Origin of the sequence: Brevibacillus laterosporus, from assembly GCA_007833815.1 — a bacterium.
In the GTDB taxonomy this organism is placed as follows: domain Bacteria; phylum Bacillota; class Bacilli; order Brevibacillales; family Brevibacillaceae; genus Brevibacillus_B; species Brevibacillus_B laterosporus_D.
On the sequence record CP033464.1, the window covers coordinates 3,282,843 to 3,306,973 of the forward strand.

At 41.1% G+C, this 24,131-nt stretch carries 18 protein-coding genes and 1 pseudogene; all 19 read left to right on the forward strand.

The window, feature by feature from the left end; all coding sequences use genetic code 11:
* The first annotated feature begins 13 nt into the window (after positions 1-13).
* The 19 genes and pseudogenes from EEL30_17135 to EEL30_17225 all read left to right on the forward strand — a co-directional run bounded on the left by EEL30_17135 (position 14) and on the right by EEL30_17225 (position 24,004).
* Positions 14-1,198, forward strand: coding sequence for a pyridoxal phosphate-dependent aminotransferase (locus EEL30_17135; GenBank protein QDX93866.1), 1,185 nt, complete (start codon positions 14-16; stop codon positions 1,196-1,198).
* A 112-nt stretch (positions 1,199-1,310) separates the two neighbouring features.
* Positions 1,311-2,603, forward strand: a complete 1,293-nt coding sequence (locus tag EEL30_17140) for an asparagine--tRNA ligase (protein ID QDX93867.1) — start codon at positions 1,311-1,313, stop codon at positions 2,601-2,603.
* A 326-nt stretch (positions 2,604-2,929) separates the two neighbouring features.
* Positions 2,930-3,886, forward strand: a complete 957-nt coding sequence (locus tag EEL30_17145; protein QDX93868.1) for an ABC transporter permease — start codon at positions 2,930-2,932, stop codon at positions 3,884-3,886.
* Positions 3,873-4,829 carry an iron ABC transporter permease gene (locus EEL30_17150; protein QDX93869.1) on the forward strand — a complete coding sequence of 319 codons (957 nt, stop codon included), beginning with the start codon at positions 3,873-3,875 and terminating at the stop codon, positions 4,827-4,829. The genes EEL30_17145 and EEL30_17150 overlap by 14 nt, the downstream gene beginning before the upstream one ends.
* Positions 4,823-5,581, forward strand: coding sequence for an ATP-binding cassette domain-containing protein (locus EEL30_17155; GenBank protein ID QDX93870.1), 759 nt, complete (start codon positions 4,823-4,825; stop codon positions 5,579-5,581). Before EEL30_17150 ends, EEL30_17155 begins: the two co-directional genes overlap by 7 nt.
* Before the next feature lie 380 nt (positions 5,582-5,961).
* Entirely contained in the window at positions 5,962-6,927 is a 966-nt protein-coding gene (locus EEL30_17160; protein QDX93871.1) for a siderophore ABC transporter substrate-binding protein, read from the forward strand.
* Positions 6,928-7,109: 182 nt separating this feature from the next.
* Positions 7,110-7,844 (forward strand): DnaD domain protein, encoded by a 735-nt coding sequence (locus EEL30_17165; GenBank protein ID QDX93872.1) that lies wholly within the window; start codon positions 7,110-7,112, stop codon positions 7,842-7,844.
* Positions 7,845-8,101: 257 nt separating this feature from the next.
* Entirely contained in the window at positions 8,102-8,545 is a 444-nt protein-coding gene (locus EEL30_17170) for a hypothetical protein (protein ID QDX93873.1), read from the forward strand.
* Positions 8,542-9,723, forward strand: coding sequence for a glycosyltransferase family 1 protein (locus EEL30_17175; protein QDX93874.1), 1,182 nt, complete (start codon positions 8,542-8,544; stop codon positions 9,721-9,723). Before EEL30_17170 ends, EEL30_17175 begins: the two co-directional genes overlap by 4 nt.
* A gap of 116 nt (positions 9,724-9,839) precedes the next feature.
* On the forward strand, positions 9,840-10,901 hold the full coding sequence (locus EEL30_17180; protein QDX93875.1) for a glucose-1-phosphate thymidylyltransferase: 1,062 nt from the start codon (positions 9,840-9,842) through the stop codon (positions 10,899-10,901).
* Positions 10,898-11,749, forward strand: coding sequence for a glycosyltransferase family 2 protein (locus EEL30_17185; GenBank protein ID QDX93876.1), 852 nt, complete (start codon positions 10,898-10,900; stop codon positions 11,747-11,749). Before EEL30_17180 ends, EEL30_17185 begins: the two co-directional genes overlap by 4 nt.
* The gene (locus EEL30_17190) at positions 11,746-12,702 is read left to right on the forward strand and encodes an NAD-dependent epimerase/dehydratase family protein (protein ID QDX93877.1); all 957 of its coding nucleotides are present in this window, start codon (positions 11,746-11,748) and stop codon (positions 12,700-12,702) included. The genes EEL30_17185 and EEL30_17190 overlap by 4 nt, the downstream gene beginning before the upstream one ends.
* Positions 12,703-12,706: 4 nt before the next feature.
* Positions 12,707-13,792 carry a colanic acid biosynthesis glycosyltransferase WcaL gene (locus EEL30_17195; GenBank protein QDX93878.1) on the forward strand — a complete coding sequence of 362 codons (1,086 nt, stop codon included), beginning with the start codon at positions 12,707-12,709 and terminating at the stop codon, positions 13,790-13,792.
* A 47-nt stretch (positions 13,793-13,839) separates the two neighbouring features.
* On the forward strand, positions 13,840-15,150 hold the full coding sequence (locus EEL30_17200) for a UDP-glucose/GDP-mannose dehydrogenase family protein (protein QDX93879.1): 1,311 nt from the start codon (positions 13,840-13,842) through the stop codon (positions 15,148-15,150).
* Positions 15,151-15,324: 174 nt separating this feature from the next.
* Entirely contained in the window at positions 15,325-17,139 is a 1,815-nt protein-coding gene (gene pepF / locus EEL30_17205) for an oligoendopeptidase F (GenBank protein ID QDX93880.1), read from the forward strand.
* A 330-nt stretch (positions 17,140-17,469) separates the two neighbouring features.
* Entirely contained in the window at positions 17,470-18,639 is a 1,170-nt protein-coding gene (gene nagA / locus EEL30_17210; GenBank protein ID QDX93881.1) for an N-acetylglucosamine-6-phosphate deacetylase, read from the forward strand.
* Complete coding sequence (gene nagB, locus EEL30_17215; GenBank protein QDX93882.1) at positions 18,640-19,374, forward strand: glucosamine-6-phosphate deaminase; 735 nt, start codon at positions 18,640-18,642, stop codon at positions 19,372-19,374.
* Positions 19,375-19,692: 318 nt separating this feature from the next.
* Positions 19,693-20,925, forward strand: a complete 1,233-nt coding sequence (locus EEL30_17220; protein ID QDX93883.1) for an efflux RND transporter periplasmic adaptor subunit — start codon at positions 19,693-19,695, stop codon at positions 20,923-20,925.
* Positions 20,922-24,004 (forward strand): annotated as a pseudogene (locus EEL30_17225) (efflux RND transporter permease subunit). Before EEL30_17220 ends, EEL30_17225 begins: the two are co-directional and overlap by 4 nt.
* Positions 24,005-24,131: the final 127 nt, after the last annotated feature.

A 24,131-nucleotide genomic window follows, 5' to 3' on the forward strand; every position in this document is an offset into this window, starting at 1 on the left:
GTCCAGGTTTTCCATGAAACTTGCAAATCGAGTCACAGTTCTTTCTCCATCTTCCACTTTGGCCATTACGGCGAAAGCAAACGAAATGAAGCGACAAGGAATTGACGTTGTTAGCTTCGGAGCGGGGGAGCCTGACTTTAATACCCCGGAACATATCATTGAAGCAGCTGAAAGGGCGATGCGTGAAGGGAAAACCAAGTATACCGCAACAGCTGGTATTCCTGAATTGCTACAAGCTATCAGCAACAAGTACCAACAAGAGTATAATTTGACTTACAGCACTAAGCAAGTCATTGTGACCAATGGGGGAAAACACGCCTTGTTTAATCTGTTTATGGCGTTGTTAAACCCTGGTGATGAAGTGATTGTGCCAATCCCTTATTGGGTGAGCTATCCAGAGATGGTGAAGGTAGCAGAGGGGGTTCCTGTTTTTGTTGAAGGTAAGGAATCTAACAATTTTAAGGTGACCGCGGAGCAAGTAAAACAAGCCATTACCCCTCGCACACGTGCACTCATCATCAATTCTCCAAGCAATCCTACTGGTAGCATTTATACACGTAAGGAATTGGAAGAAATTGTGGATGTTTGCTTGTCACATAATGTGTTAATGGTTTCAGATGAAATTTATGAAAAGTTGATCTATGATGGACATGAAGCGGTTACTGTAGCTTCTTTTGGCAAGGAAGCCTACGAAAACACTGTGATTATTAATGGGATGTCCAAACCATATTCCATGACAGGATGGCGCATGGGTTATGCGTTAGGCAATGAGGAATTAATCCGGGCTATGGTAGATTTATCCAGCCATAGCACTTCTAACCCTACGTCATTTGCTCAATATGGTGCGCTAGCGGCATTGACAGGTTCGCAAGCCTCCTTGGAAATGATGCGAGGCGAATTTGTCAAACGCCGTGATCGTGTAGTTGATTTGTTAAATGAAATCGAAGGCGTGACATGCTTAAAGCCAGAGGGAGCTTTCTATGTGTTCCCTAATGTAGCCAAAGCAATGGAAAAACAAGGGTTTGCTAATGTGGATGACTGGAGTAAAGCATTGTTGGAGCAAGAAAAGGTAGCTTTAATCCCAGGTAGTGGCTTTGGTTCCCCTGAAAATATTCGTATTTCATATGCAACATCCATGGAACAATTGGAAAAGGGAATTAGTCGTATCAAGCATTTTGTGGAAGGAAAGTCCCTCTAAGGAGGGGCTTTTTTACATGATTGAAAAGATACAATAACAATCGTTGAAATTAGTAGAGAGAGGATAGTATAATTGTAAGGGTTATCTGGTACAGATAAATGGAGGTCGTATTATGTCATTAATTACAATTGGTCAGGTCGGGCAACATGTCGGACAAGAAGTCAAGATAGGATGCTGGCTATACAACAAGCGGAGCAGTGGAAAAATCCAATTTCTCCAACTGCGTGACGGCTCCGGATTTATCCAAGGGGTTGTGGTAAAAGCAGAGGTAAGCGAAGAGGCGTGGAACAATGCGAAGGAACTAACGCAAGAAAGTTCTTTGTACATAACAGGGATGGTACGCGCAGATGATCGTGCTCCAAGCGGCTATGAACTAACTGTAACAGGAGTAGAAATCATCCAGGTTACACAAGACTACCCGATTTCACTTAAGGAACACGGTGTAGATTTCTTGATGGATAACCGCCATCTATGGTTACGTGCTCCTCGCCAACGTGCAGCAATGGCTGTGCGTTCGGAAATTATTCGCGCCGTATACGAGTTCTTCCAAATCAATGGATTCTATAAAGTTGATCCACCGATTTTGACTCCTACATCTGCCGAAGGAACCACTAATCTGTTCCATACGAAATACTTTGAAGAAGATGCTTATCTCTCTCAAAGTGGGCAACTGTACATGGAAGCAGCAGCAATGGCATTAGGACGCGTGTTTTCCTTTGGTCCTACATTCCGTGCAGAGAAATCCAAAACACGTCGCCACTTGATTGAGTTCTGGATGATTGAGCCAGAAATGGCATTCGTCGATCATGAAGAAAGCTTACGCATTCAAGAGAATTTTGTATCGCATATTGTGCAGTCCGTTTTAAAAAATTGCCAACGCGAATTGAAAGCTCTAGATCGCGACACTACGAAACTAGAAAAAGTAAAAGCTCCATTCCCACGTATTACATATGATGATGCGATTAAGCTCCTACAAGAAAAAGGTAGCGAGATTAAATGGGGAGATGATTTCGGTGCGCCAGATGAGACTATGATTGCTGAGCATTATGATATGCCTGTCTTCATTACTCACTATCCGACTGAAATCAAGGCATTTTACATGAAGCCACATCCAGATCGTTCAGATGTGGTTCTGTGTGCAGACCTGATTGCACCAGAGGGCTATGGAGAAATTATTGGTGGTAGCCAACGTATTGACGATCCAGAACTACTTGAAGCTCGTTTCCAAGAGCATAGTCTCTCTGAGGAAACCTACAAGTGGTATATGGACTTACGTAAATATGGAACGGTGCCTCATTCTGGATTCGGTTTAGGTTTAGAGAGAACAGTGGCATGGGTTTGTGGATTGGATCACGTTCGTGAAACAATACCATTCCCACGTTTATTGTACAGATTGTATCCATAATAGATTATCTATAAATAAATAATAGTAAATACCTTTAACTATATATTGGGATGAAAACCTCTTGTTGAGTGTATAAACAAGGGGTTTTCGCTGTTTTCTATGCATATAAACTACTTTATTCAAACGAAAAGACGCTATAAATGTAGAAATTACGAAAAAATAGTTGAATATGAGAATGAAAATCATTTATAATAATCCTTGGATGATGATTAATGAAAATCAATCTCATTTGTAATATTTTGTAATATAAACCGATACATAACATGAAAATAGAATAAAGAAATACTAGAAATCACATCAGTTGCTAATGTCATACGGGGGGAACTATGAAAAAGAGATACTTATTTTTAGCATTAATCATTCTATCCATGTGTTCCTTGTTTATCGGGGTCAAAAACATTACTCCGCTTGACATTCTAAATTTTGAAAATGAGCAGGTTGAAATTTTTTTAATCAGTCGCGTTCCACGTTTGATTAGTATTATTGTGGCTGGGATTAGCTTGAGTATCTGCGGTTTAATCATGCAGCAGATCACACGCAACAAATTCGTGTCGCCTACGACTGCTGGAACTATGGATTGCGCCAGATTAGGTGTATTAGTATCGCTCATGTTGTTTACTACGGAGAGTCCGATTGTTAAAATGATCGTCGCATTCGTTTTCGCTCTGGCTGGTACCTTTATCTTTATGAATATCCTTAAAAGAATCAAATTCAAAGATACTATCTTTATTCCCTTGGTAGGTATCATGTTTGGTAACATCGTGAGTTCAATTAGCACCTTCTTTGCTTATAAGTATGACCTAATACAAAATATATCTTCTTGGTTGCAAGGAGACTTCTCCATGGTAATGAGGGGAAGATATGAACTTTTGTACTTCAGTATTCCTCTTGTAATTATCGCCTTTATTTATGCGAATAAGTTCACGGTCGCAGGGATGGGGGAAGAGTTCGCAGTCAATCTAGGACTTAACTATCAGCGTGTGGTCAATGTCGGATTAATCATCATTGCTATGATTTCTTCCTTGGTGTTGCTCACGGTTGGAATGATTCCATTCCTCGGCTTGATTATTCCTAACATCGTTTCCATCTATCGTGGGGACAATCTACGGAACAGTCTACCGCATACAGCCTTACTCGGAGCCGTATTTGTCCTAGCTTGTGATATATTAGGACGTCTTGTTATTTATCCTTATGAGTTATCTATTGGGCTTATGGTCGGGGTTATCGGCAGTGGAATATTCCTGTACTTACTCATGAGGAGAAATGCATATGCAGCAATGTAGAAGAATGTTAAGCATCCTTGCAATGATAGCACTCGTCTTGATCGGGCTGTTTATCTTCTACAAGATGAATGCGAATAACTGGGATTATGTACTTCCCAAACGAAGTAAGAATGTGCTTGCCATCATTTTGACCGGGGGAGCGATCGCTTTCTCATCCGTTGTGTTCCAAACTATAACTAATAACCGAATCTTAACTCCTAGCGTTATCGGATTAGATTCGCTCTATATGTTTATTCAGACAGTTGTTGTCTTCGTATTTGGTTCCATGCATATTACAATTATGAATAAAAACGTTAATTTTATCCTATCGGTAGGTCTCATGATTATATTTTCAAGCATTCTATTTAAAGCGTTGTTTAAAGGCGAGGGAAGGAATATCTTTTTCTTGCTTCTAGTGGGGATTATTTTTGGAACGTTCTTCTCTAGTTTATCTTCCTTTATGCAAATGCTGATTGATCCAAATGAGTTTCAGATCGTTCAGGACAAAATGTTTGCTAGTTTTAACAACGTCAACACCGATATCTTGATTCTATCTGTGATCGGAATTGCGATAGCTGGTGGGTATGTCTTTACACAGATAAAATTCCTTGATGTCATTTCCTTGGGGAGAGATCAAGCGATTAATTTAGGAATTGATTACGACCGAGTCGTTAAAAGATTGCTTATCGTGATTGCGGTGCTTGTTTCCATTTCAACCGCATTGGTTGGCCCGATTACTTTTCTGGGCTTATTGGTAGCAAATTTGGCACGTGAATATTTAAAGGTGTTTCAGCACAAGTATTTGCTGATCGGCTCTATGCTCATTAGTACCATTGCTTTAGTTGGAGGACAGTTCATCGTGGAGCGAGCCTTTCAATTCTCGACACCGCTCAGTGTCATCATCAATTTCATCGGTGGCATGTACTTCTTATATCTGCTGTTAAAGGAGAATAAAGCATGGTAGAAGTAAAAAACGTAACAAAATTCTATGGCAATAAGCCCGTTGTTGAAAATATATCGGTGACGATTGAAAAGGGAAGTATCACTTCCTTTATCGGTCCAAATGGTGCTGGAAAAAGTACATTGCTGTCCATGATAAGTCGCTTACTCAAGAAGGATGAAGGCGAAGTTTACATTGAAGGGCAAGAGATAAGCAAATGGAACAGCAAGGATTTGGCAAAAAAAATCTCGATCTTAAAGCAATCCAACCATATTAATATTCGTCTAACCGTAAAAGAATTGGTTAGCTTTGGTCGCTTTCCTTATTCGCAAGGCAATTTATCACCAGAGGATTGGAAATATGTTGAAGAAGCGATTTCGTATATGGAACTGGAAGGGATGCAGGACAAATTTTTGGATCAACTAAGTGGTGGACAAAGACAACGAGCTTACATTGCCATGGTTATTGCACAGAACACAGACTATATTTTGCTGGATGAGCCATTAAATAATTTAGATATGAAGCATTCGGTGCAAATCATGAAAACATTGAGACGTTTGGTAGCCGAATTAGGCAAGACGATCATCATTGTAATTCATGATATTAACTTTGCTTCTTGTTATTCGGATTATATTGTGGCATTAAAAGATGGCAAAGTAATCAAAGAGGGTTCTACCCAAGAAATCATTAACCCAAAAGTCTTGCAGGACTTGTATGAAATGGATTTCAATATCCAAAACATCGAAGGCAACGACATCTGTGTCTATTTCGCTTAATAAATACGGATTGTGTTAACAAGATAAGTAGCAGGTGGGAATTCAAACAGAAATGATAGGGCTGGCCTGCCGATGTAGGAAACCTTCTTCCATTCCTTTCCTAAACGTATGGATGAGGCTTACGGGTTGATTCCATGATGGGGTATTTCCCAAAAACAGGCATTCCTGTTGTCACTCAAGCAAGGGGGATTACGGGCTTACATATCAATGTAGCTTCGTAAATTGACACAGGACGCTTGGAGGAAGAAAAAGAAGGTACAAAGCAGGCGCAGAAAAGTTTTACACTTTGTTTCACTAGTTGATGGAAGAGCAGATACTTCTTAGTATGTTGTACCATCTGTTCTACATCTTGTTTTAAAAAACTTATAGAGGTGAGAATCTTGAAGAAATTAGCAATGGTATTTGCTACATTTATGTTAGCGTTGGTTACTGCAGCTTGCGGTACTAATAATGCTACGGATAAAACATCTGGTGCTCAAGCAGATGCAACAAAAGAAGCGGCTGCTCCAGCAGAAATTACTGTAAAACACGAATTGGGTGAAACAGTAGTAAAGAAAAACCCACAAAAAGTAGTTGTTTTTGACTTTGGTGCACTTGACACTATGGATGCATTGGGTGTAGAAGTAGCTGGTATTCCACAAAAAAGCCTACCTAGCTATCTAGATAAATACAAAGATGCAAAATATATCAACGTTGGTGGTTTGAAAGAACCTGACTTTGAAAAAATTCACGAAGTAAAACCTGATCTAATCATCATTTCTGGTCGTCAATCCGATCAATACGATGAGTTTAAAAAGATTGCTCCAACGATCTACATGGGTATAGATGACAAGAAGTACATGGAATCTTTCACTACAAATGTAAAAACATTAGGTCAAATCTTTGAAAAAGAAGCAAAAGCTGACGAAGAATTAGCTAAAATTGAAAAAGAAATTAAAGATCTACATGAAAAAGTAAAAGCTGACGACAAAAAAGCGTTAGTAATTCTTGCTAACGATGGCAAAGTAAGTGCTTATGGTTCTACTTCCCGTTTTGGTATCATTCATGACGTGTTTGGTTTCAAACAAGCAGATGATAAAATCGAAACTTCTACACACGGACAAAGTGTTTCTTTCGAGTATATCTTGGAGAAAAACCCAGATTATATTTTCGTAGTTGACCGTACTGCGGCTGTAGAGGGTAAATCTGCTGCGAAACAAGTAGTAGAAAACGATATCGTTAAGAAAACCAATGCGTTTAAAAATAATAAGATCATTTACCTTGACCCAGGCTACTGGTACCTATCTGGTGGCGGATTAGAGTCTGTATCTGAAATGCTAAAAGAAACAGCTTCTGTTTATAAATAAGAACTAAGAAATAATACAGGCTTACAATAGCAGCTAGTAGAGATCCCCCTTTCTACTAGCTGTTTTCTTTATTTCTGCGATTTGTATGGAATAGGTAGAGAACCTCCAATCGTTTGTGTGTTTTTTTTTGCTAGGTGAATCTGGCTGTCCTTGTTATAATAGGGGAGAGGTGAAAGCACGACATGGATCGACAAATAAGACAACTGTTACAAGAGGGCTCTACGTCTGTCTCTAATTTATTATTAAAGAATTATAAAAGGATGTCATTGGCGGACGAAGAGATGATGTTAATTATCCACCTCTTGTCATTTCAGCAAGAAGGGAATCAATTTCCCACGTTATCGCAGCTTGAGGATCGGCTTTCCATGTCTGGATTGCGTTTAATACAATTGTTACAGAAAATGATGAAGGATCAATGGATTGGCATTGATGAGAATGTTGATCAGCAAACAGGGTTCCGTTCGGAAAGCTATAATCTTTCCGTTGTCTACGATCGTTTGTTTGACTGCTTGAAACAAACCTATCAAGTACAACGTGAAGCATTTGGGGATTCCAGACGGGAAGTAGCAGCTTCCTCTCATATGGATATACCAGGCGGACCGGCTGATACGATGCTATTTTCATTAGATGAGGAGCAGCAACCAGATAGCTTGTACTCTCAATTCGAACAAATATTTGGCCGACCGCTGTCCCCTATTGAAGTAGAAACCTTACAAATTTGGGTGCAAGAGGATGGGTATGCGGAAGAGCTTATTATAGCTGCCTTACGAGAGGCACATTCTGTTGGCAAACTATTTATCCGTTATATTGACCGTATTTTGTTGGAGTGGCAACGCAACCAAGTCAACTCTGTTGAAGAGGCAAGAGAATATAGTCAGCGCTTCCGTCGCCAAGTGGCCGTAAAAGAGGGACGGTAGTAAACAATAGAAGATATTCATTTTTTGTGGAGAAAAAGATTTAATAAGAAAGCCCCTTTGCGCATCGATAAAAGGCATACAAGTAGTTTGCCTTTTATCGATGCGCAAAGGGGTTTTTGTATTCCTTGTTTATATGTAACAACGAAGGTAAGGGTTGATGAGATAGTGATACGTGTATTGAATGGGAATAACCCAGTGGGTATGCACCCATCAGCCTGTTCTGTTCATAGGATATAGAAGTAAAGGAGGGAGAGCAAATGGAAAATGGAAAGCAGGTTGAGTTGATTACTGAGGAGGTGCCGGTTGTCTTTTCGGCCATGTTTGACTTGCAAACCTCGGGGGGCCAAAGCGACTATCGTGTGATCCCTGATACTGTGTTACTGGAGGGACTGTATCAACCAGAATTGTCGAAAGAAAAAGAAGAATTACTCAAACAATGGACAGAGATGCAGAATCGCCTGAAACGATGGGAAATGGAGCGTACTATGTGGCAAGAACAGATCAAAGAGTGTCAGCACATGGTGGCTATGACGGAATCGCAAATAGGAGAAATAAAAAAACAATGGGAGATGGTGCAACTCCATAGTGAAAAATGGAGACAAAAGGTGGAGGAAGTGGTTCTTCAATGGAACAAGGAACGAGAACAAATTTATCAGATCGTGCTTGCTATTAAAAAGGAATGGGAAGCAAGCAGGGGATGAGGATTGCAATAGTAAGCCCAGGACCTTTTACTGTTCCGCCTATTCGAGGTAGTTCAGTTGAGGTGGATATTGATGAGGTGAGTAAGCGTCTGGCAAAGTCCCATGAAATCGAAATCTACACAAGGACCTGTAAAGAGTATCCAGGCTCAGAACAAGTAGGCAGAATTCAGTACATTCGGGTGCCTTATCATGGACAGAAGTCATATATTAAACAAGTGACGAATCGGATAAAAAAAAACAGGCCAGACCTAATTTTGATCGAGAATCGTCCAAGTTTTGTCCCAATATTACGCAAAGCTTGTAAAGATATACCTATCGTTCTTAATATGCATTCCCATGTATTTGCCTCACGAGGTGTTATTTCGCCTGTCCGTATGAAAAAAGTGAATAAGCAGATCGATGGACTAATTACCAACAGCAAATATTTGAGACGATATTTTATTAGGAAACATGGCATATCAGGACGTAAGATATACCCAGTTCACCTTGGGATAGATGTGGCTACCTATTCACTGTCAAAGGAAGGGCAACAGATTATTTCTGAAAAAAGGGAATCATTGGGTTTTAATCAGCATCATCGTGTGCTGATGTATGCGGGGCGTTTAATGCGCGAAAAAGGGGTACATCTGTTAATTCGCACTTTTAAACAAATCGCCAAGCGTGATCCGCAAGCACGACTTCTGATTGTGGGTGGAAAAGGTTATGGTAACAATAAGGAAAATAATTATGTGCGCCATTTAAAAAAATTAGCTAAACCAATCAAAGATAAGGTTCGTTTTGTCAATTTTATTCCTGCAAAACAGATGCCAGAGTGGTATCATATCTGTGATATTGTAGCCACTCCTTCCGTGTGGAACGAACCGTTTTGTCGGGTTAATGTAGAGGGCATGGCTGCAGGAAAGCCTATCTTAACTTCAACACGGGGAGGAATTGGGGAAGTAGTAGAACAAAACAAGACGGGTTATCTAGTGCCGCCTAACGAGTGGGTGAAAAAAATACCCGATATTTGGGAAAAAATGTGGGACACCTCCTCGTTTTTTACACCCTTTTCCTATCGTGCCATTTTACGAGCAGGTGACTTTACATGGGAGAAAACAGCTAACGAATATATGGATATTTTTTCTAAAGCTTGTCAACTACGTAAACAAAAAAGAAAGCGCCCACGAAAAAAAACGTAGGCGCTTTTTACATAGGCATTCGCCGCTATTTACAGTGTTTAGGGCCAATCACCCAAACCGTTACTATCCCTGTGCATACAGTATAGAAATCTCTATGGAACAGGGGTGAACGTCATTTGAAAGGGTTAATTTTATGCGCTGGCCGTGGCACACGATTATATCCACTTTCCTATTCACAGCCCAAGACACTCCTACCTGTAGCTAATCTACCGGTGATCCAGCATTGTTTGCAAAAGTTACTTGATATAGGTATTCGGGAAATTGGCATCGTGATCAGTCCAAATCAGTTGCAAATTCCTAACTATGTCGGGGACGGTGGAAACTGTGGCGCGGTGATTAGGTATATTGAACAGCCTGAGCCACTAGGTATTGCCCATGCTGTTTCACTAGCTAAATCCTTTATCGATGAAGATACGTTTGCTTTGTTTTTAGGGGATAACTTAATGATGGAATCCTTGCACAGTTTACATGACAGCTTCGTTACGACGAAGGCTTCGGCTGCCGTCTTATTAAGTGAGGTAGAGAAACCACAGGATTTTGGCATAGCTGAAGTACAGGGAGAGCAAATTCTGTCGATTGTAGAAAAGCCACAGGATCCCAAAAGCAATTTAGCTGTAATCGGAGCGTACTTTTTTACTCCTGCTATCTTTAATGTAATTGCTGGATTGCAACCATCCAAGCGAGGCGAGTATGAGATTACTGATGCTATTGCAGTTCTTTTGCAACAAGGAAAAAAGGTGGTACATTCTACCACGAAGCTACCTTATTCCGATGTAGGAACGATGGAGCGCTGGTTATCGGCAAATCGCTGGATGCTAGACAAATCTGTAGGGAATGAGGTGCAAGTAGGAGAGGGGAGTCTGATCGGAAATTGTAAGATGATTGGGCCAGTTATGATAGGCGAAAACTGTGTGTTGTCTAACTGCACAATTGGACCCTATGTCTGTATTCAGAATGGAGCAGAGGTAAGGAATTGCCAGAGGATTGAAAACAGTATTTTGTTGGAGGAAACGAAGTTAGTCAATCTCGATTGTTATATTCATGATAGTATCTTTGGACGCTCGTCTTATCTAGTTGGGGGAGTACCAGACGTTTTACAACAGGACACGGGGATCTTTATTATGAGTGATCATTCTACCATAACATTACCAGCAACAAGGAGAATAGAGCCTTCATGACTGATACACAAGAGATTTTGTTTACCCCCATGTTTACTGTCGTGATCCCTACCTTTAACAGATCTGATATGTTACAAAAAGCGATTAGAAGTGTTTTGAAGCAGACCAGCGATGATTGGGAAGTACTGATCATGGATGATGCATCTACGGATGATACGGAGGAGGTTGTCTCTTCCTTTTTCACCCATTCCAATATTAGATATTATCGTATGAATAAAAACTCAGGAATCTCTAAGGTTATGAATATGGCATTGTCGCTCATCCGCACACCTTATCTCATTCAATTAGATTCCGATGATTGGTTTACAAAACGAACATTGGAACGATTTAAACATGCGATTAATAAGAATCAAGAGAGCAAGGAAAAGGAAAGTTGTGCTCTTTACTACGGAAATATGAATGTTTGGCGTGTTTATCAAGGTAAATATCATAAGCGGAAGGCCATTAAACACCGTCAAATTAAAGGGAAATATGACTTCCTAAGATATGATGGTTGGATGGTCGCTCCACGTTGTTATCGTGTCAATGCCTTACAAGAAGTAGGCGGCTGGGATATCTCTGACAAATACGGTGGCAGAATTATGGAGGATCGCCGGATGATTTTACGCTTAATTGAAAAGTTTCCCGTTCAACATATAAATAAAACGTTATACAACAGAACTAAGCATCAAAATCAATTAACAGAGCCTAGATCGGTTCAAAAACGTAATTATTTACGCAAACAGACGTATGAAAGGTATTTAAAGAAATGGGGAAATGAATATCGCGCAATCTTTGGCAAGAGAGGGTGCTTTCTGGTCATTAAGCAGTTAGTGAGACGGAAAAGGAAAAGAGGTCATCGCAAATGAGGAAAAAAGCTGTGGTGACTGGATGTGCAGGATTTATCGGCTCCCATTTGACTGAGCGATTGCTGGCAGAGGATTATGAGGTGATTGGCGTAGATAGCCTGCTTTCTAACTACCCATTGTCTTATAAAGAGCGCAACATCGCGCATAGTCTTCAAGATTCGCGTTTTCATTACATCACACAACCCGTACAGGATGTTGACTGGTCTTATGTGTTAAAGGGTGTTCATTCTATTTTCCACCTGGCAGCCTTGCCTGGAGTGAGAGCGAGTTGGGGGGATGCATTTCAGGAGTATGTGAACCACAACGTGACCGCTACTCAAATCTTATTAGAAGCTAGCCTAACTCATGATACGCTGCAAAAAATTGTGCTTGCCTCCTCCTCCTCTGTTTACGGAACAATGCAAGAAGGATTATCACAAGAAACGGCTCCGCTTGTACCACTTTCTCCGTATGGTGTAACCAAAGTCTCTATGGAATACCTCATGCAAGCTTACGTTAAAGCATATCAGCTACCAGTGGTTGCCCTTCGTTATTTTACCGTTTATGGACCAAGACAGCGTCCTGACATGGCCTTTCATCGTTTCTTTCGGGCTATGATACAGAAGGATCCCATACAAATTTACGGGGATGGTAGTCAAAGCCGTAACTTTAGCTACGTACATGATGTGGTGGAAGCCAATCTGTTGGCGAGTGAGTACGGGCAAGCGGGCGAGATTTATAACATCGGTGGAGAACGAGAAATTAGCTTGTTGGAGGCCGTGTCGCTAATGGCAAAAATCTTGCGAGTGAAGCCAGATATTACCTTCACAATGGCGGAAAAAGGTGATTCGAGGCGTACCTGTGCCGATATTTCCCTAGCAGCTCAACAGATTGGCTATCGTCCGCATACCTCACTGGAACAGGGGCTATACCAGCAATTTCAGGATATAAAGAAGCTGTATCAAGGAGGATGAAAGTATGCATCGCGTCCTTTTGTATCGGCGAATGTATCTCCCAAGAAGTGAAACCTTCATCTATGAACAACTGATTGGACACACACATATAGAACCATTGGTGGTTACCCGGCGTAACCCTATTAATGTGGATCAATTTCCTTATCAGTCAATCTATGTGAAAAAGAAGCTTACTACTCTCCATCATTGGGTGAAGAAAAAACAGATCAAGGTATTGCATGCTAGATTTGGAACAGGTGGATTAGAATTAGTACCTGTTGCCAAACGCTCCAAATTACCTTTGCTTGTCTCCTTTCATGGAACGGACGTATCACGTCGTCCCAACGTTGATCCTGCATATTGCCGCCGATTAAAAAAGCTGTTTCAAAAAGGAAAAGCGTTTACAGTAGTAAGTAAGCACATGAAAAAAAAATTAATCAGATTGGGTTGTCCGAAACACAAAATAACGTTGTTGCGTTCAGGTATCGACCTCAAAAAGTTTACCTATCAAGCTACGCAACCAGTTTGGAATGATGCCTATGGATTTTTAAGTGTTGGTCGACTGGTGGAGAAAAAGGGTATGGATACTCTCATTCGCGCTTTTCGATATGTTCACAAAGCTTACCCAAAAGCCACTTTGACAATTGTTGGAGAAGGGGACCAACAAAAGAAACTGAAAAAACTAATCAGACGCTACAAGTTGCTTGAATGTGTGAAATTAAAAGGTGGTGTCAGCCATCTAGAAGTGGCTGAGGAATTGGCTCGTTGTCATATGTTTGTGCTCGCTTGCAAAACGGCGAAGGATGGCAATCAAGAAGGGATTCCTAATGTGTTGATGGAAGCCATGGCAACAGGAAGACCAGTTATCTCCACATATCACGCTGGTATTCCAGAGCTGGTGAAGCATGGAGTAAGCGGATTACTGGCGCCCGAGAAATCACCTTATAAACTCGCAGCCATGATGATTCGCATGATCAAGGAAGAGCAGCGATGGACAGAATATACCTTGAATGCACGAGTGAAAGTTGAAAAACAACATGATATTAACAAACAACGCAAAATTTTGGAAAATTTATATGTACGACTTATTAAGAAGAACAAAAGACGGTAAACAACCAAGAAACATGAATATCACCAAATCATGGCGGAGGTGTCAGCATGAAAGTAGCCGTCATTGGAACTGGATATGTAGGAGTTACAACAGGGGTTGCATTAGCGATGGCGGGACATAAAGTGTTGGGGGTGGATATAGACGAAGAAAAGATACGTCTGTTGCAAACTGGCAGGTCACCCATTTATGAACCGGGTTTAGATGAAGCGCTGATAAATGTGATAACTAGAGGAACGTTAGGCTTTACCACTGATCTAACAGAGGCACTCCTCCAAGCACAGGTTATTTTTATATGTGTAGGCACCCCTTCCGATCAGGAGGGAAGGGCTGATTTACGCGTTTTTAAAGAGGTAATAGATCAAGTGCACCTCATGCTTACGTGCGATGAGACAGAGCGTGTATTGGTCATTAAGAGTACGGTACCTGTAGGAAGTAATGATCAAGTGGCCCAGCTTTTTACAGATTGCCCACAGATACACATCGTATCCAACCCAGAATTTCTGCGGGAAGGCAGTGCTTTGCAAGATTCGTTAGAGCCATCCCGCATCGTAATGGGGGCCTCTTCTGCAAAAGCGTTCGAGATACTAGAAGAACTATACGTTAATATTCATGCACCACGGATTAAAACGAGTCGCTTAAATGCAGAAATGATAAAATATGCTTCAAATGCATTTTTATCTGTGCGAATTTCTTTTATGAACGAACTAGCACGGCTTAGTGATAAACTTGGAACGGATATTTCGATCATCGCTAATGGTATGGGTCTTGATTCGAGGATTGGTCCTGAATTTTTACGGGCAGGTTTGGGATATGGGGGGTCTTGTTTCCCAAAAGATACATCCGCCTTGCTATCAATGGCTAAAGAATGGAATGAGCCGCTAACTATCTTGTACCAAGTTACCAAAGTGAACGAGCGACAGCCTGCTTGGTTTTTGCATAAAGTAGAACAGCGTTTGGGAGGACTTGCGCAAAAGCGAATTGCTTTATTAGGTTTATCCTTTAAACCAGATACGGATGATATCCGGGAAGCTCCTGCCCAAAAACTGCTGACTATCTTACAAAATAAAGAAGCGATTATCACCGCTTATGATCCAGTTGCTATGCCGCACATGCAACGAGTGTTCTCTCCCGAACGGGTAACGTATACCAGATCTGCTTATGAGGCAGTGAGCGGAGCGGATGCGGTCATCCTTTGCACAGAATGGAAGGAGTTTCTCCAATTAGATTTTGAACGTGTGCACCGAATTATGAATCAACCATTGATCTTTGATGGTCGTAATGCATTACCACATCATGATTTGAGACAGATTGGGTTTGAGTATGTTGGAATTGGAAATGGAATGGAAAGCCTGGCGTAGAAGCCAGGTTTTTTCTATACGTAAGCAAATTTTTTTCGCGAATCCCCTTTTGCCAACAAGCGGGTGTAGAAGTTCTCAAACAATTGAATCGAATCCCCGCTTGGTGTACGATGGGGAATAGTACCAGTTTTTCTGATGGCTCTGTCTATTTTCCATAAAAAGGAGTGTATCAATGTGAACAAGACCAAAACATTACCCAAACGAAACGAAGTACCGGATCAATTCAAATGGAAGTTGGAAGATATATATGCTACCAACAGTGATTGGGAAAAAGATGCAGAGCTAGCAAAAACCTTGATCCAAAAAGCACAAAGCTTCAAGGGGAAATTGGCTGATTCTGGGAAACAATTGTTGGAAGCGTTGACGTTAATGGATGAGCTGTCCCAAGTGATAGAAAAAATTTACGTGTACGCTCGTATGAGAAGAGATGAAGATAACGGAAATTCTACATACCAGGCTTTAACTGATCGTGCTACTTCACTATCTACACAAGTCTCCAGTGCGCTTGCGTATATTCAACCAGAAATTTTAGCAATTGAAGATGATCGTCTTGAGGCCTTGCTTAATGAAGAGAGTGGTTTGGATCAGTACAGAAGGTTTTTAGAAGATGAGATCATTCGTTATAAACCACATACGTTGTCAGCTGAGGAAGAAGTCTTGCTAGCTGAGATGCGTGAGATTTCCGGTGCTCCAGCAAACATTTTCACCATGTTAAACAATGCGGATATTAAATTCCCTATGGTTACTGATGAAAATGGAGAAGAGGTTGAGCTGACAAAGGGTCGTTACTCGCAGTATATGGAGAGTAAAGACCGACGTTTACGCCACGATGCGTTTAAAGCTATGTATGAAACATACCGAAATCATAAAAATACAATTGCAGCAACGCTAATTGCAAGCGTGAAACGCGATGTGTTTTATGCGCGTACCCGCAAGCATTCATCTGCGCTACAAGCCTCTCTATTTAATGATAATGTAGACCAATCTGTCTACGATAACCTAATTGCTACGATTCATACAAATTTGCCTGAACTGCAACGTTATCTGGATCTACGCAAAAAAATGTTGGATGTAGATGAGCTGCACATGTATGACTTATATGTTCCGATTGTAGCGGAAGCCAATATGAAAATTCCGTATGAAGAGGCAGTAAAAACGGTGGAAGACTCACTAGCCCCGCTTGGTGAGGCGTATGGAAAAGTATTGCATGAAGGCTTCACTTCCGGTTGGGTAGACGTATATGAAAACCAAGGAAAAACGAGTGGGGCATATTCGTGGGGAACATATTCCGTTCATCCATATGTATTGATGAATTACCAAGATAACTTAAATAACATGTTTACGTTAGCTCATGAAATGGGTCATGCGTTACACAGCTATTATTCACATGAAAAACAGCCATACACGTATTCGCAATATCAAATCTTTGTAGCAGAAGTAGCTTCTACATTAAATGAAGCACTATTAATGCAACATATGCTTGCGCAAACAACGGAAAAAGAAAAACGCATGTATCTGCTTAACTACTACTTGGAGCAGTTTAGAGCGACTGTTTTCCGTCAGACCATGTTTGCCGAGTTCGAAAAAATGATTCATGCCACCATTGAAGAAGGGCAAGCGTTGACGGTAGACTCTCTCTCCAGCATGTATCGTGAGTTGAATGTGAAATACTTCGGAGACTCTGTCGTGATCGACGAAGATATTGATCTGGAATGGGCTCGAATTCCCCATTTCTATAACAATTTCTACGTGTACAAATATGCAACCGGATTTTCGGCTGCAACCTCGCTTTCCAAACAAATCTTGGAGGAAGGTGAGCCAGCTGTCGAGCGCTATTTGAACTTCCTAGCGAGTGGCGGTTCCGATTACCCTATTGAATTGTTGAAAAAAGCGGGAGTGGATATGGCAAAACCGGAGCCGATTGAAGAAGCAATGGCTGTCTTTAAAGGCTTGCTAGATGAATTGGAGCAATTGGTTTTATCTAAATAGAAGGTACAAATAAAACTCACAAAAATGAGGGTGTGTAACCCTCTTTTTTGTTTGGAAACTATTACAGCTCGCATACAGAAAAAAGAGCTCTAATCAAGTAAGAATGCCTGTGTGTCAACACTTAGGTTGTGTGTCCGTTTCTTGAAGAGTAAGAAGACTCTTGGGTAACAGCAATGTTTTCTGTTACAATAATAAGTAAGAAATCGCTTACGTAGACACCCCTTACAAACGCTTTCTTAAAACTGTAATGTGGGAGATGCGTATAATTGGGATGCCTAACAAAAGATAGAGAGAGGCTTCCTTTAGTACGAATAATAGGAGGAGTAAACCATGACTGTTGGTCAAACACAAAAAATCATGAATGTGAATATTGTCACAGAACAAGGCATTCTGGAACAGGCCATTCTCCTTATGAAAAATGGAAAAATTATTTATGTAGGACCTGAAAATGGACAAGAAGCAGAGCATGTATATGATGGAAAAGGTGCCACATTAGCGCCAGGGTTTATTGATTTACACGTACACGGTGGTGCGGGTTTTGACTTTATGGATGGCACACAGGAAGCTGTTGACGGTATTTGTAGCTTCCATGCTAAACACGGTACCACTGGCTTATTAGCCACTACGATGACAGCACCCATCGAACGTAATCTTGAGATACTGGAATTTTACTCCAATCTAATGGAGAACAAAGGTGCTAAAGTAGTTGGCGTTCATATGGAAGGACCTTTTATAAATCCAGTCTTAAAAGGTGCGCAAAATGGAGATTGGATTGAGCCCCCAACTCTTGCTAATATGCAACGAGTCTTCGCTGTTGCCCGTCCTGGACTAGTGAAGCTCATGACTCTAGCGCCTGAACTAGTCACGGAAGATGAGGTTTTTGAGCTATTACGCGAACAGAAGGTTGTGGCCTCTGTTGGTCATTCCGAACAAAATTATGATGGAGCATGCCAATGCTTACGTAAAGGAGTAAATCATGCAACCCATCTGGGGAATGCAATGAAAGGCTTGCATCATCGTGATGTAGGTATTATCGGGTTAGCCATGCAAAATCCTGAAATGACGTTTGACTTTATCTGTGATGGTATTCACTTATCCTCGAATTTCATCCGTATTTTGGCAAAAGCTTGCGAATTACATCAGATGATGTTAATTACTGATGCGATGCGCGCGGCAGGCCTAGAGGATGGCGAATATGATCTGGGTGGACAGGCCGTGACCGTACACGGTAATGAAGCGCGTCTTGCCGATGGGACATTAGCGGGTAGTGTTCTTACATTGGATAAAGCACTGTCTAACTTTATGCAGTTTACAAAGATTCCTTTGGAAAAAGCGATTTACTTGCTAACGATGAACCAAGCAAAAAAATTGGGAATCAGTGATACGAAAGGTAGCATCAAAGTAAACAAAGATGCTGACCTTGTACTATTATCCAGTGAGTACCAGGTTTTGGCAACGTGGGTAGAAGGTAAAATTGTATTTGAAAAGGCGGCGAACTAGATGATGCAGGTAAAAATATTCGAGGATTATGACAAACTAAGCCGTTATGCAGCGGATATTTTTTTAGAGCAGATTGAGAAAAAATCGGATGCCGTTCTTGGTTTGGCTACGGGGGGAACACCTGAAGGATTTTATAAACACCTGATTACCAGTTACCAAAACGAGAAGTTGGATTTCTCTACCTTACGTACGTTTAATCTAGACGAATATTATCCGATCAAGCGTGAGCATCCACAAAGTTATTGGACATTCATGAACGATCGTCTATTTGCCTATGTAAATATACCAAATAAAAATATTCACCTTCCTAATGGCGAAACCACCAATGTGGATGCTGAATGCAACCGATACGAAGAAGAAATTGGATCTATTGGGGGAGTAGACATTCAGATTTTAGGAATTGGGGAAAATGGTCATATCGGATTTAATGAACCAGGAGCTTCCTTTGATTCACGTACTCGTATGGTAGAGCTGGCAAAGAACACCATTCAAGCTAACTCTCGCTATTTCGATAGTGAGGAGGATGTGCCACGCCATGCTATTACGATGGGGATTGCTAGCATTATGCAAAGTAAAAAGATCGTAATTATAGCAGCTGGCGTGAAAAAGGCAGAAGCAGTGGCGAAAGCGATCCAAGGTGAAGTAACAGAAGAGCTACCTGCTTCTATTTTACAAAAGCATCCTGATGTAATCCTCCTATTGGATAAGGAAGCGGCATCCTTGTTGCAATCATAAATAATAAGTAACTCAGAAAAGACTGTCTATATCGAGTAGACAGTCTTTTTCTATGTATAAATAGGTGAGTTATAGACGTGTTTATGCTCAAAGAGCGAAGGGGATTTGTGTTTTTTATAAATATAGTTAGTTCATTTTGCTTTTTTTACCATATAAGGTTACAAAGGTTTTTTTTGTATAAATTTATATTTTACTATATTTTCCTTATGATTGCAATCTCCGCCTTAAGTTGGATACAAGTTCCACCTGCTGGCCGTTCTGCTATTTCTGAAAATTAGAGACAATAAAATAAAAAGGAAAGAGCTGGGAGGAACAGTGGTGAGACGTGTTGTCGTATTGGTTTTGGGCGCCTCAATGTTGATAGTTAGTGGTTGCACGGGGAATGTGGAGCCAGTAGCGAGTGTACAAGAGGCAAAAAGTAATAAATGGGTAGAAACCTATAAGATTGAACAGTCACCAAAGTCAACTTTGTTAGGCTATTCAGGAGTAGTTGAAGCAAATAAACAGGTAACGCTTGGCTTTGGCAGTTCAGGTAAAATTGCACAACTTATTTCAGAGAAAGGGACTAATGTACAACAGGGTCAGGTATTGGCCTCTTTGGATGCGAAAGTATATCAGGTAGCTGCACAGGCTGCCGCGGGGCAAGTACAATCAGCAGCAGTAGCCGCTCAAGAAACACGGAAAGGAGCCTCTCAAGAAGCACTAGCCCAGCAAAAAATAAAATTGGATCGAGAACAACAAAATGCTACGGAGGCAAAAAAGGCTGCCAAGCAAGGGGAGGCTTTGTTTCAAGGTGGTGCGCTTTCAAAAAATGATTATGAAGCTCTTCTTCTCCAAGTAAAGCAAGCAGAGATGAGCGTGAAAAATGAACAGATTGCACTACAGGAGCTACAAAGAGGAGCAAATCCAGATCAATTAGCTCGGGCAAGTGCTGCAATAACACTAGCAAACAGTGAGGCTGTACGAGCGCAGGAGAGTTTGCAACAAACGAAAATCATTGCCCCGTTTTCTGGAACGATAGTAGCAGTGAATGAACAGGTAGGTAAGGTTGTAGCCGGCGGACAGAGCGTGATTGAGTTAGTTGATTTGAAAGCGGTTAAGGTAGCCTTGTCCGTTGCAAGTGATGAAGTTGGATTTTTTACAGAGGGTAAGCAGGTAGAAGTACAGGGTGCTACTGGTGTAGTGAACAAAGGTACCATCCAGTTTGTTTCACCCGTGATCGAGCCTGCAAACGGTAAATATCGCGTTGAAATTAGCATGGCTAATCCGGAGCAAAAATGGCGAGGCGGCATGGTGGCAAACGTACTAGTACCACGTCCGTTGCAAGGAATTTTATTGCCTTTGGAATGTGTGGGACTTACGAATGAAACCCATTTTGTTATGAAAGTAGAAGATGGCATAGTGAAAAAACATCCCGTCCAAGTTGGTCAGATCATTAATGAAAAAATTGAAATTCTAGAAGGTGTCTCTGTAGGGGAACAAGTGGTGAAAAGTGGTATTACCTATATCGTTGACGGTGAAAAAGTAGCGGTGAAGGGAGTAAAACCATGAGTAAACTCTTATCGTTCTTCCTACAACGAAAGCTTATTGTATATCTCTTGACCATGATGATTTTATTCGCAGGTTTTGCTTCCCTTTCTTCCTTTAAAGTGTTTCTCGTTCCAAAAACGAACCTACCTTGGATTATTGCCAATATTTCTGGCGGTTCCCTTCCCCCGAAGAGATGGAAAAAAAAGTAGCAGAGCGAGTAGAAAAAGAAGTAAAGGGCATGGAGGAAGTAAAAGATTATTATTCATCCTCTTCTAGTGGAAACGTTCAAATTACTTTGGTAGCTAAGGAAGGTAAAGGAGAAGTTGCTAAACAGAAGCTGGAGAGCATTATCAACCGAGAGCGGACTAGTTTTCCTAAAGAAGTAGAACATAGTAACATCTACCAAGCCAATTATGGTGATGAAACCCTCATGATGTTGGCTCTAACAGGAAATGATCCTCAATCGCTATACACTTATGCTCAAGATACGCTAAAGGAGCGAATAGAGGCGGTATCTGGTGTAAAAGAAGTAGAGATTAGCAAAGGAAGCTTTGAAAATAAAATAGCAATTACCTTATTACCAGAGCGTCTCTCTGCTTATCAGGTGACACCAATACAGATTTATCAGGAACTACAAAAACAAAATTGGAAACAAGCACTAGGGACACTTGATAATGCAGGCTATCAGACGGTAATCGAATTGGATAAGACCCTACATCATGTAGAGGAATTAAAATCTGTAATAATCCCAACACCAAGAGGGATGACACCTCTCAGTCAATTGGCAACCGTTAAAGATTTACGTGGTAGCGAAAGTGATCAATCGCTTGCTATCTATAAAGGAAAACCTTATATTGGTTTATCAATAAAACGTACAGAAGGTAGCGAAATCATACCAACTCAAACAAAGGTAGAACAAGTTATCACACAAATTAATCAGGAAGCAAACGGAAATTATCAACTAACACCTATATTTGAGGCAGCCTCTTTTATTGATCATTCTATCAATAATTTGAGTAGGGATGTCATGATCGGCGGAGCACTGGCTATTTTGGTATTATTCGTCTTTTTACGTAACTGGCGGGTGACTATGGTAATTGCTACAATGTTACCACTCTCTATTTTAATGACATTTATTGCTTTGAAAGTGTTTGGTTATAATTTCGATATGGTAACCCTCATATCTCTTAGTTTATCGGTTGGTTTAATTGTTGATGCAGCAATCGTGGTTTTGGAGAGTATTTATCATTACCGCGAGCAAGGGAAAGCATTGCGAGAGTCGATTATGCTAGGTACTAAGGAGGTACTTACACCTGTATTGTCATCGCAGATCACCATGGTAGTTGTATTCTTACCTTTGGTGCTGGCGGGTTTTGATGAATCGCTGACACCAATTTTCACTACTATTGCTTTTACTGTGACAGCAGCTATTGTATCAGCTACGATTGTCTCACTTTTCTTTGTCCCGATTTTCTCAGATAGCTTCTTAAAAAAAGATAAGCCAAAAGTGAGTGGAGAAGATCACAAAGGTAATGTAATGGTACGATGGTTCGACCGTGTCCTGCACCTTTGTTTACGTCGGCGTTTTGTTACGCTTGGTCTCGCTTTTCTCATGTTTTGCAGTATCTTTGTGCTGGCTCCGCAGGTTAAGACCAACTTGGGTATTGATGTGAATGAGAACTTCATCTTTGCGGATATTACGTTGCCGCATGGAACCTCTTTAGAAGGTGCCAAACAGGTTATTACCCAAACCGAAGAAAAATTAGCTACGATAAAAGAAGTAAAGGATGCTTATATCGGTGGTGACCTGAGACGCTTACAGTTACAAATTGCTTTATTGCCAAGAGCTGAGCGTTCCTTGGGTAAAGAAGAAATTAGTCAACAAGTAATGGAAAAAGCTAAGGAAGTAACCGGTGTAGAACGCTTTTCCTTCAGCACAGATAGTCCAGATGGTGGGGCAGTTACCGTCGAGGTAGAGATTACAGGAAAGGATTTAGAAAAAGCCAAAGAACTAAGCGAGCAAGTATCCACAATGCTAGTTGGCATCGAGGGTATCTCGAGTGTTCGAAATGATTTTAGTGAAGGAAAAGAAAAGATTACACTGTTACCTAAAAAGGAAGCAATGAATCGCTTAAACGTTGACGAACAGGTGCTAGCCCAGCATTTATCTAGTATGATGGGCGAGCAAAAGGTGGTTGAAATTACGACGGACGGAACAGACGTAGATGTGGTAGCTCGATTCCCAGAACAAGATATGAAGCATCCCGAGCAACTAAAGAAAATGCTGATTCCTACGCAAAATCAAACGATGATCCCGCTTTTAGATGTCGTTGAATGGAAATATGGAAAGACTCCTCAGCAAATCAATCACCGCAATGGCGAGCGAGTAATCAAAGTGTCTGCTGACCTCGTTGGGGTTGATCCGGGAAATGCCACACGTATGCTGCAAACGAAGCTAGACCAACTGGTGGTACCAGCAGGCTTGCAAGCGGAGTTAGCTGGTAGCCTTAAAAATCAGGAAAACAATATGTCTAGTGCCTTGTTTGTTTTTCTAGGTGCCATTGCATGCATCTATCTGATTATGGTTGCCCAATTTGGTCGTTTGTCGCATCCCTTTATCATTATGCTTACACTTCCAATGGCAGGTGTAGGTGTTGTTGCTGGTCTAGTTTTGACACAACGCATGATGACAGCGATGTCCATCATTGGCGTAATTATGCTAATTGGAATTGTCGTCTCCAATGCGATCCTCTTAATTGACCGGATTAACTTGCTTAGAAAACGTGGAATGCCGTTGAAAGAAGCCATTATCCAAGGAACTCATGACCGTGTACGCCCCGTACTTATGACGAAAATTACAGCAATCCTCGGTATGGTACCAATGGCTCTGGCATTTGGAGACGGGGCTAGTTTAGAAGCGCCTCTAGCAACCGTAGTTATTGCTGGACTCGTCTTCCACACGCTGGTCACACTGGTTCTAGTACCAGTGCTGTATTCCGTGTTCGAAGGAATGCGTGATTGGTGGGACAAAAAAAGTGAGAAACGTATGCAAAAGCGATTGAAAAGATCAATACTGGAAACTACGGAAGGACAGCAGTAGAAGAAAAATAGGTATTTGAGATAAACGTGGAATTTAACAGAAAGAAGGGCTGTTTCAACGTCATTAATGGCGATGGGTAGCCCTTCTTATCTGTAAAAGTCATTCCAAAGATTGACGATTGAAATCA

Coding starts and splice junctions, on each gene's coding strand:
- EEL30_17135 (QDX93866.1), top strand. CDS start 14: ATGAAACTTGCAAATCGAGTCACAGTTCTTTCTCCATCTTCCACTTTG.
- EEL30_17140 (QDX93867.1), top strand. CDS start 1,311: ATGTCATTAATTACAATTGGTCAGGTCGGGCAACATGTCGGACAAGAA.
- EEL30_17145 (QDX93868.1), top strand. CDS start 2,930: ATGAAAAAGAGATACTTATTTTTAGCATTAATCATTCTATCCATGTGT.
- EEL30_17150 (QDX93869.1), top strand. CDS start 3,873: ATGCAGCAATGTAGAAGAATGTTAAGCATCCTTGCAATGATAGCACTC.
- EEL30_17155 (QDX93870.1), top strand. CDS start 4,823: ATGGTAGAAGTAAAAAACGTAACAAAATTCTATGGCAATAAGCCCGTT.
- EEL30_17165 (QDX93872.1), top strand. CDS start 7,110: ATGGATCGACAAATAAGACAACTGTTACAAGAGGGCTCTACGTCTGTC.
- EEL30_17170 (QDX93873.1), top strand. CDS start 8,102: ATGGAAAATGGAAAGCAGGTTGAGTTGATTACTGAGGAGGTGCCGGTT.
- EEL30_17175 (QDX93874.1), top strand. CDS start 8,542: ATGAGGATTGCAATAGTAAGCCCAGGACCTTTTACTGTTCCGCCTATT.
- EEL30_17185 (QDX93876.1), top strand. CDS start 10,898: ATGACTGATACACAAGAGATTTTGTTTACCCCCATGTTTACTGTCGTG.
- EEL30_17190 (QDX93877.1), top strand. CDS start 11,746: ATGAGGAAAAAAGCTGTGGTGACTGGATGTGCAGGATTTATCGGCTCC.
- EEL30_17195 (QDX93878.1), top strand. CDS start 12,707: ATGCATCGCGTCCTTTTGTATCGGCGAATGTATCTCCCAAGAAGTGAA.
- EEL30_17200 (QDX93879.1), top strand. CDS start 13,840: ATGAAAGTAGCCGTCATTGGAACTGGATATGTAGGAGTTACAACAGGG.
- nagA (QDX93881.1), top strand. CDS start 17,470: ATGACTGTTGGTCAAACACAAAAAATCATGAATGTGAATATTGTCACA.
- nagB (QDX93882.1), top strand. CDS start 18,640: ATGATGCAGGTAAAAATATTCGAGGATTATGACAAACTAAGCCGTTAT.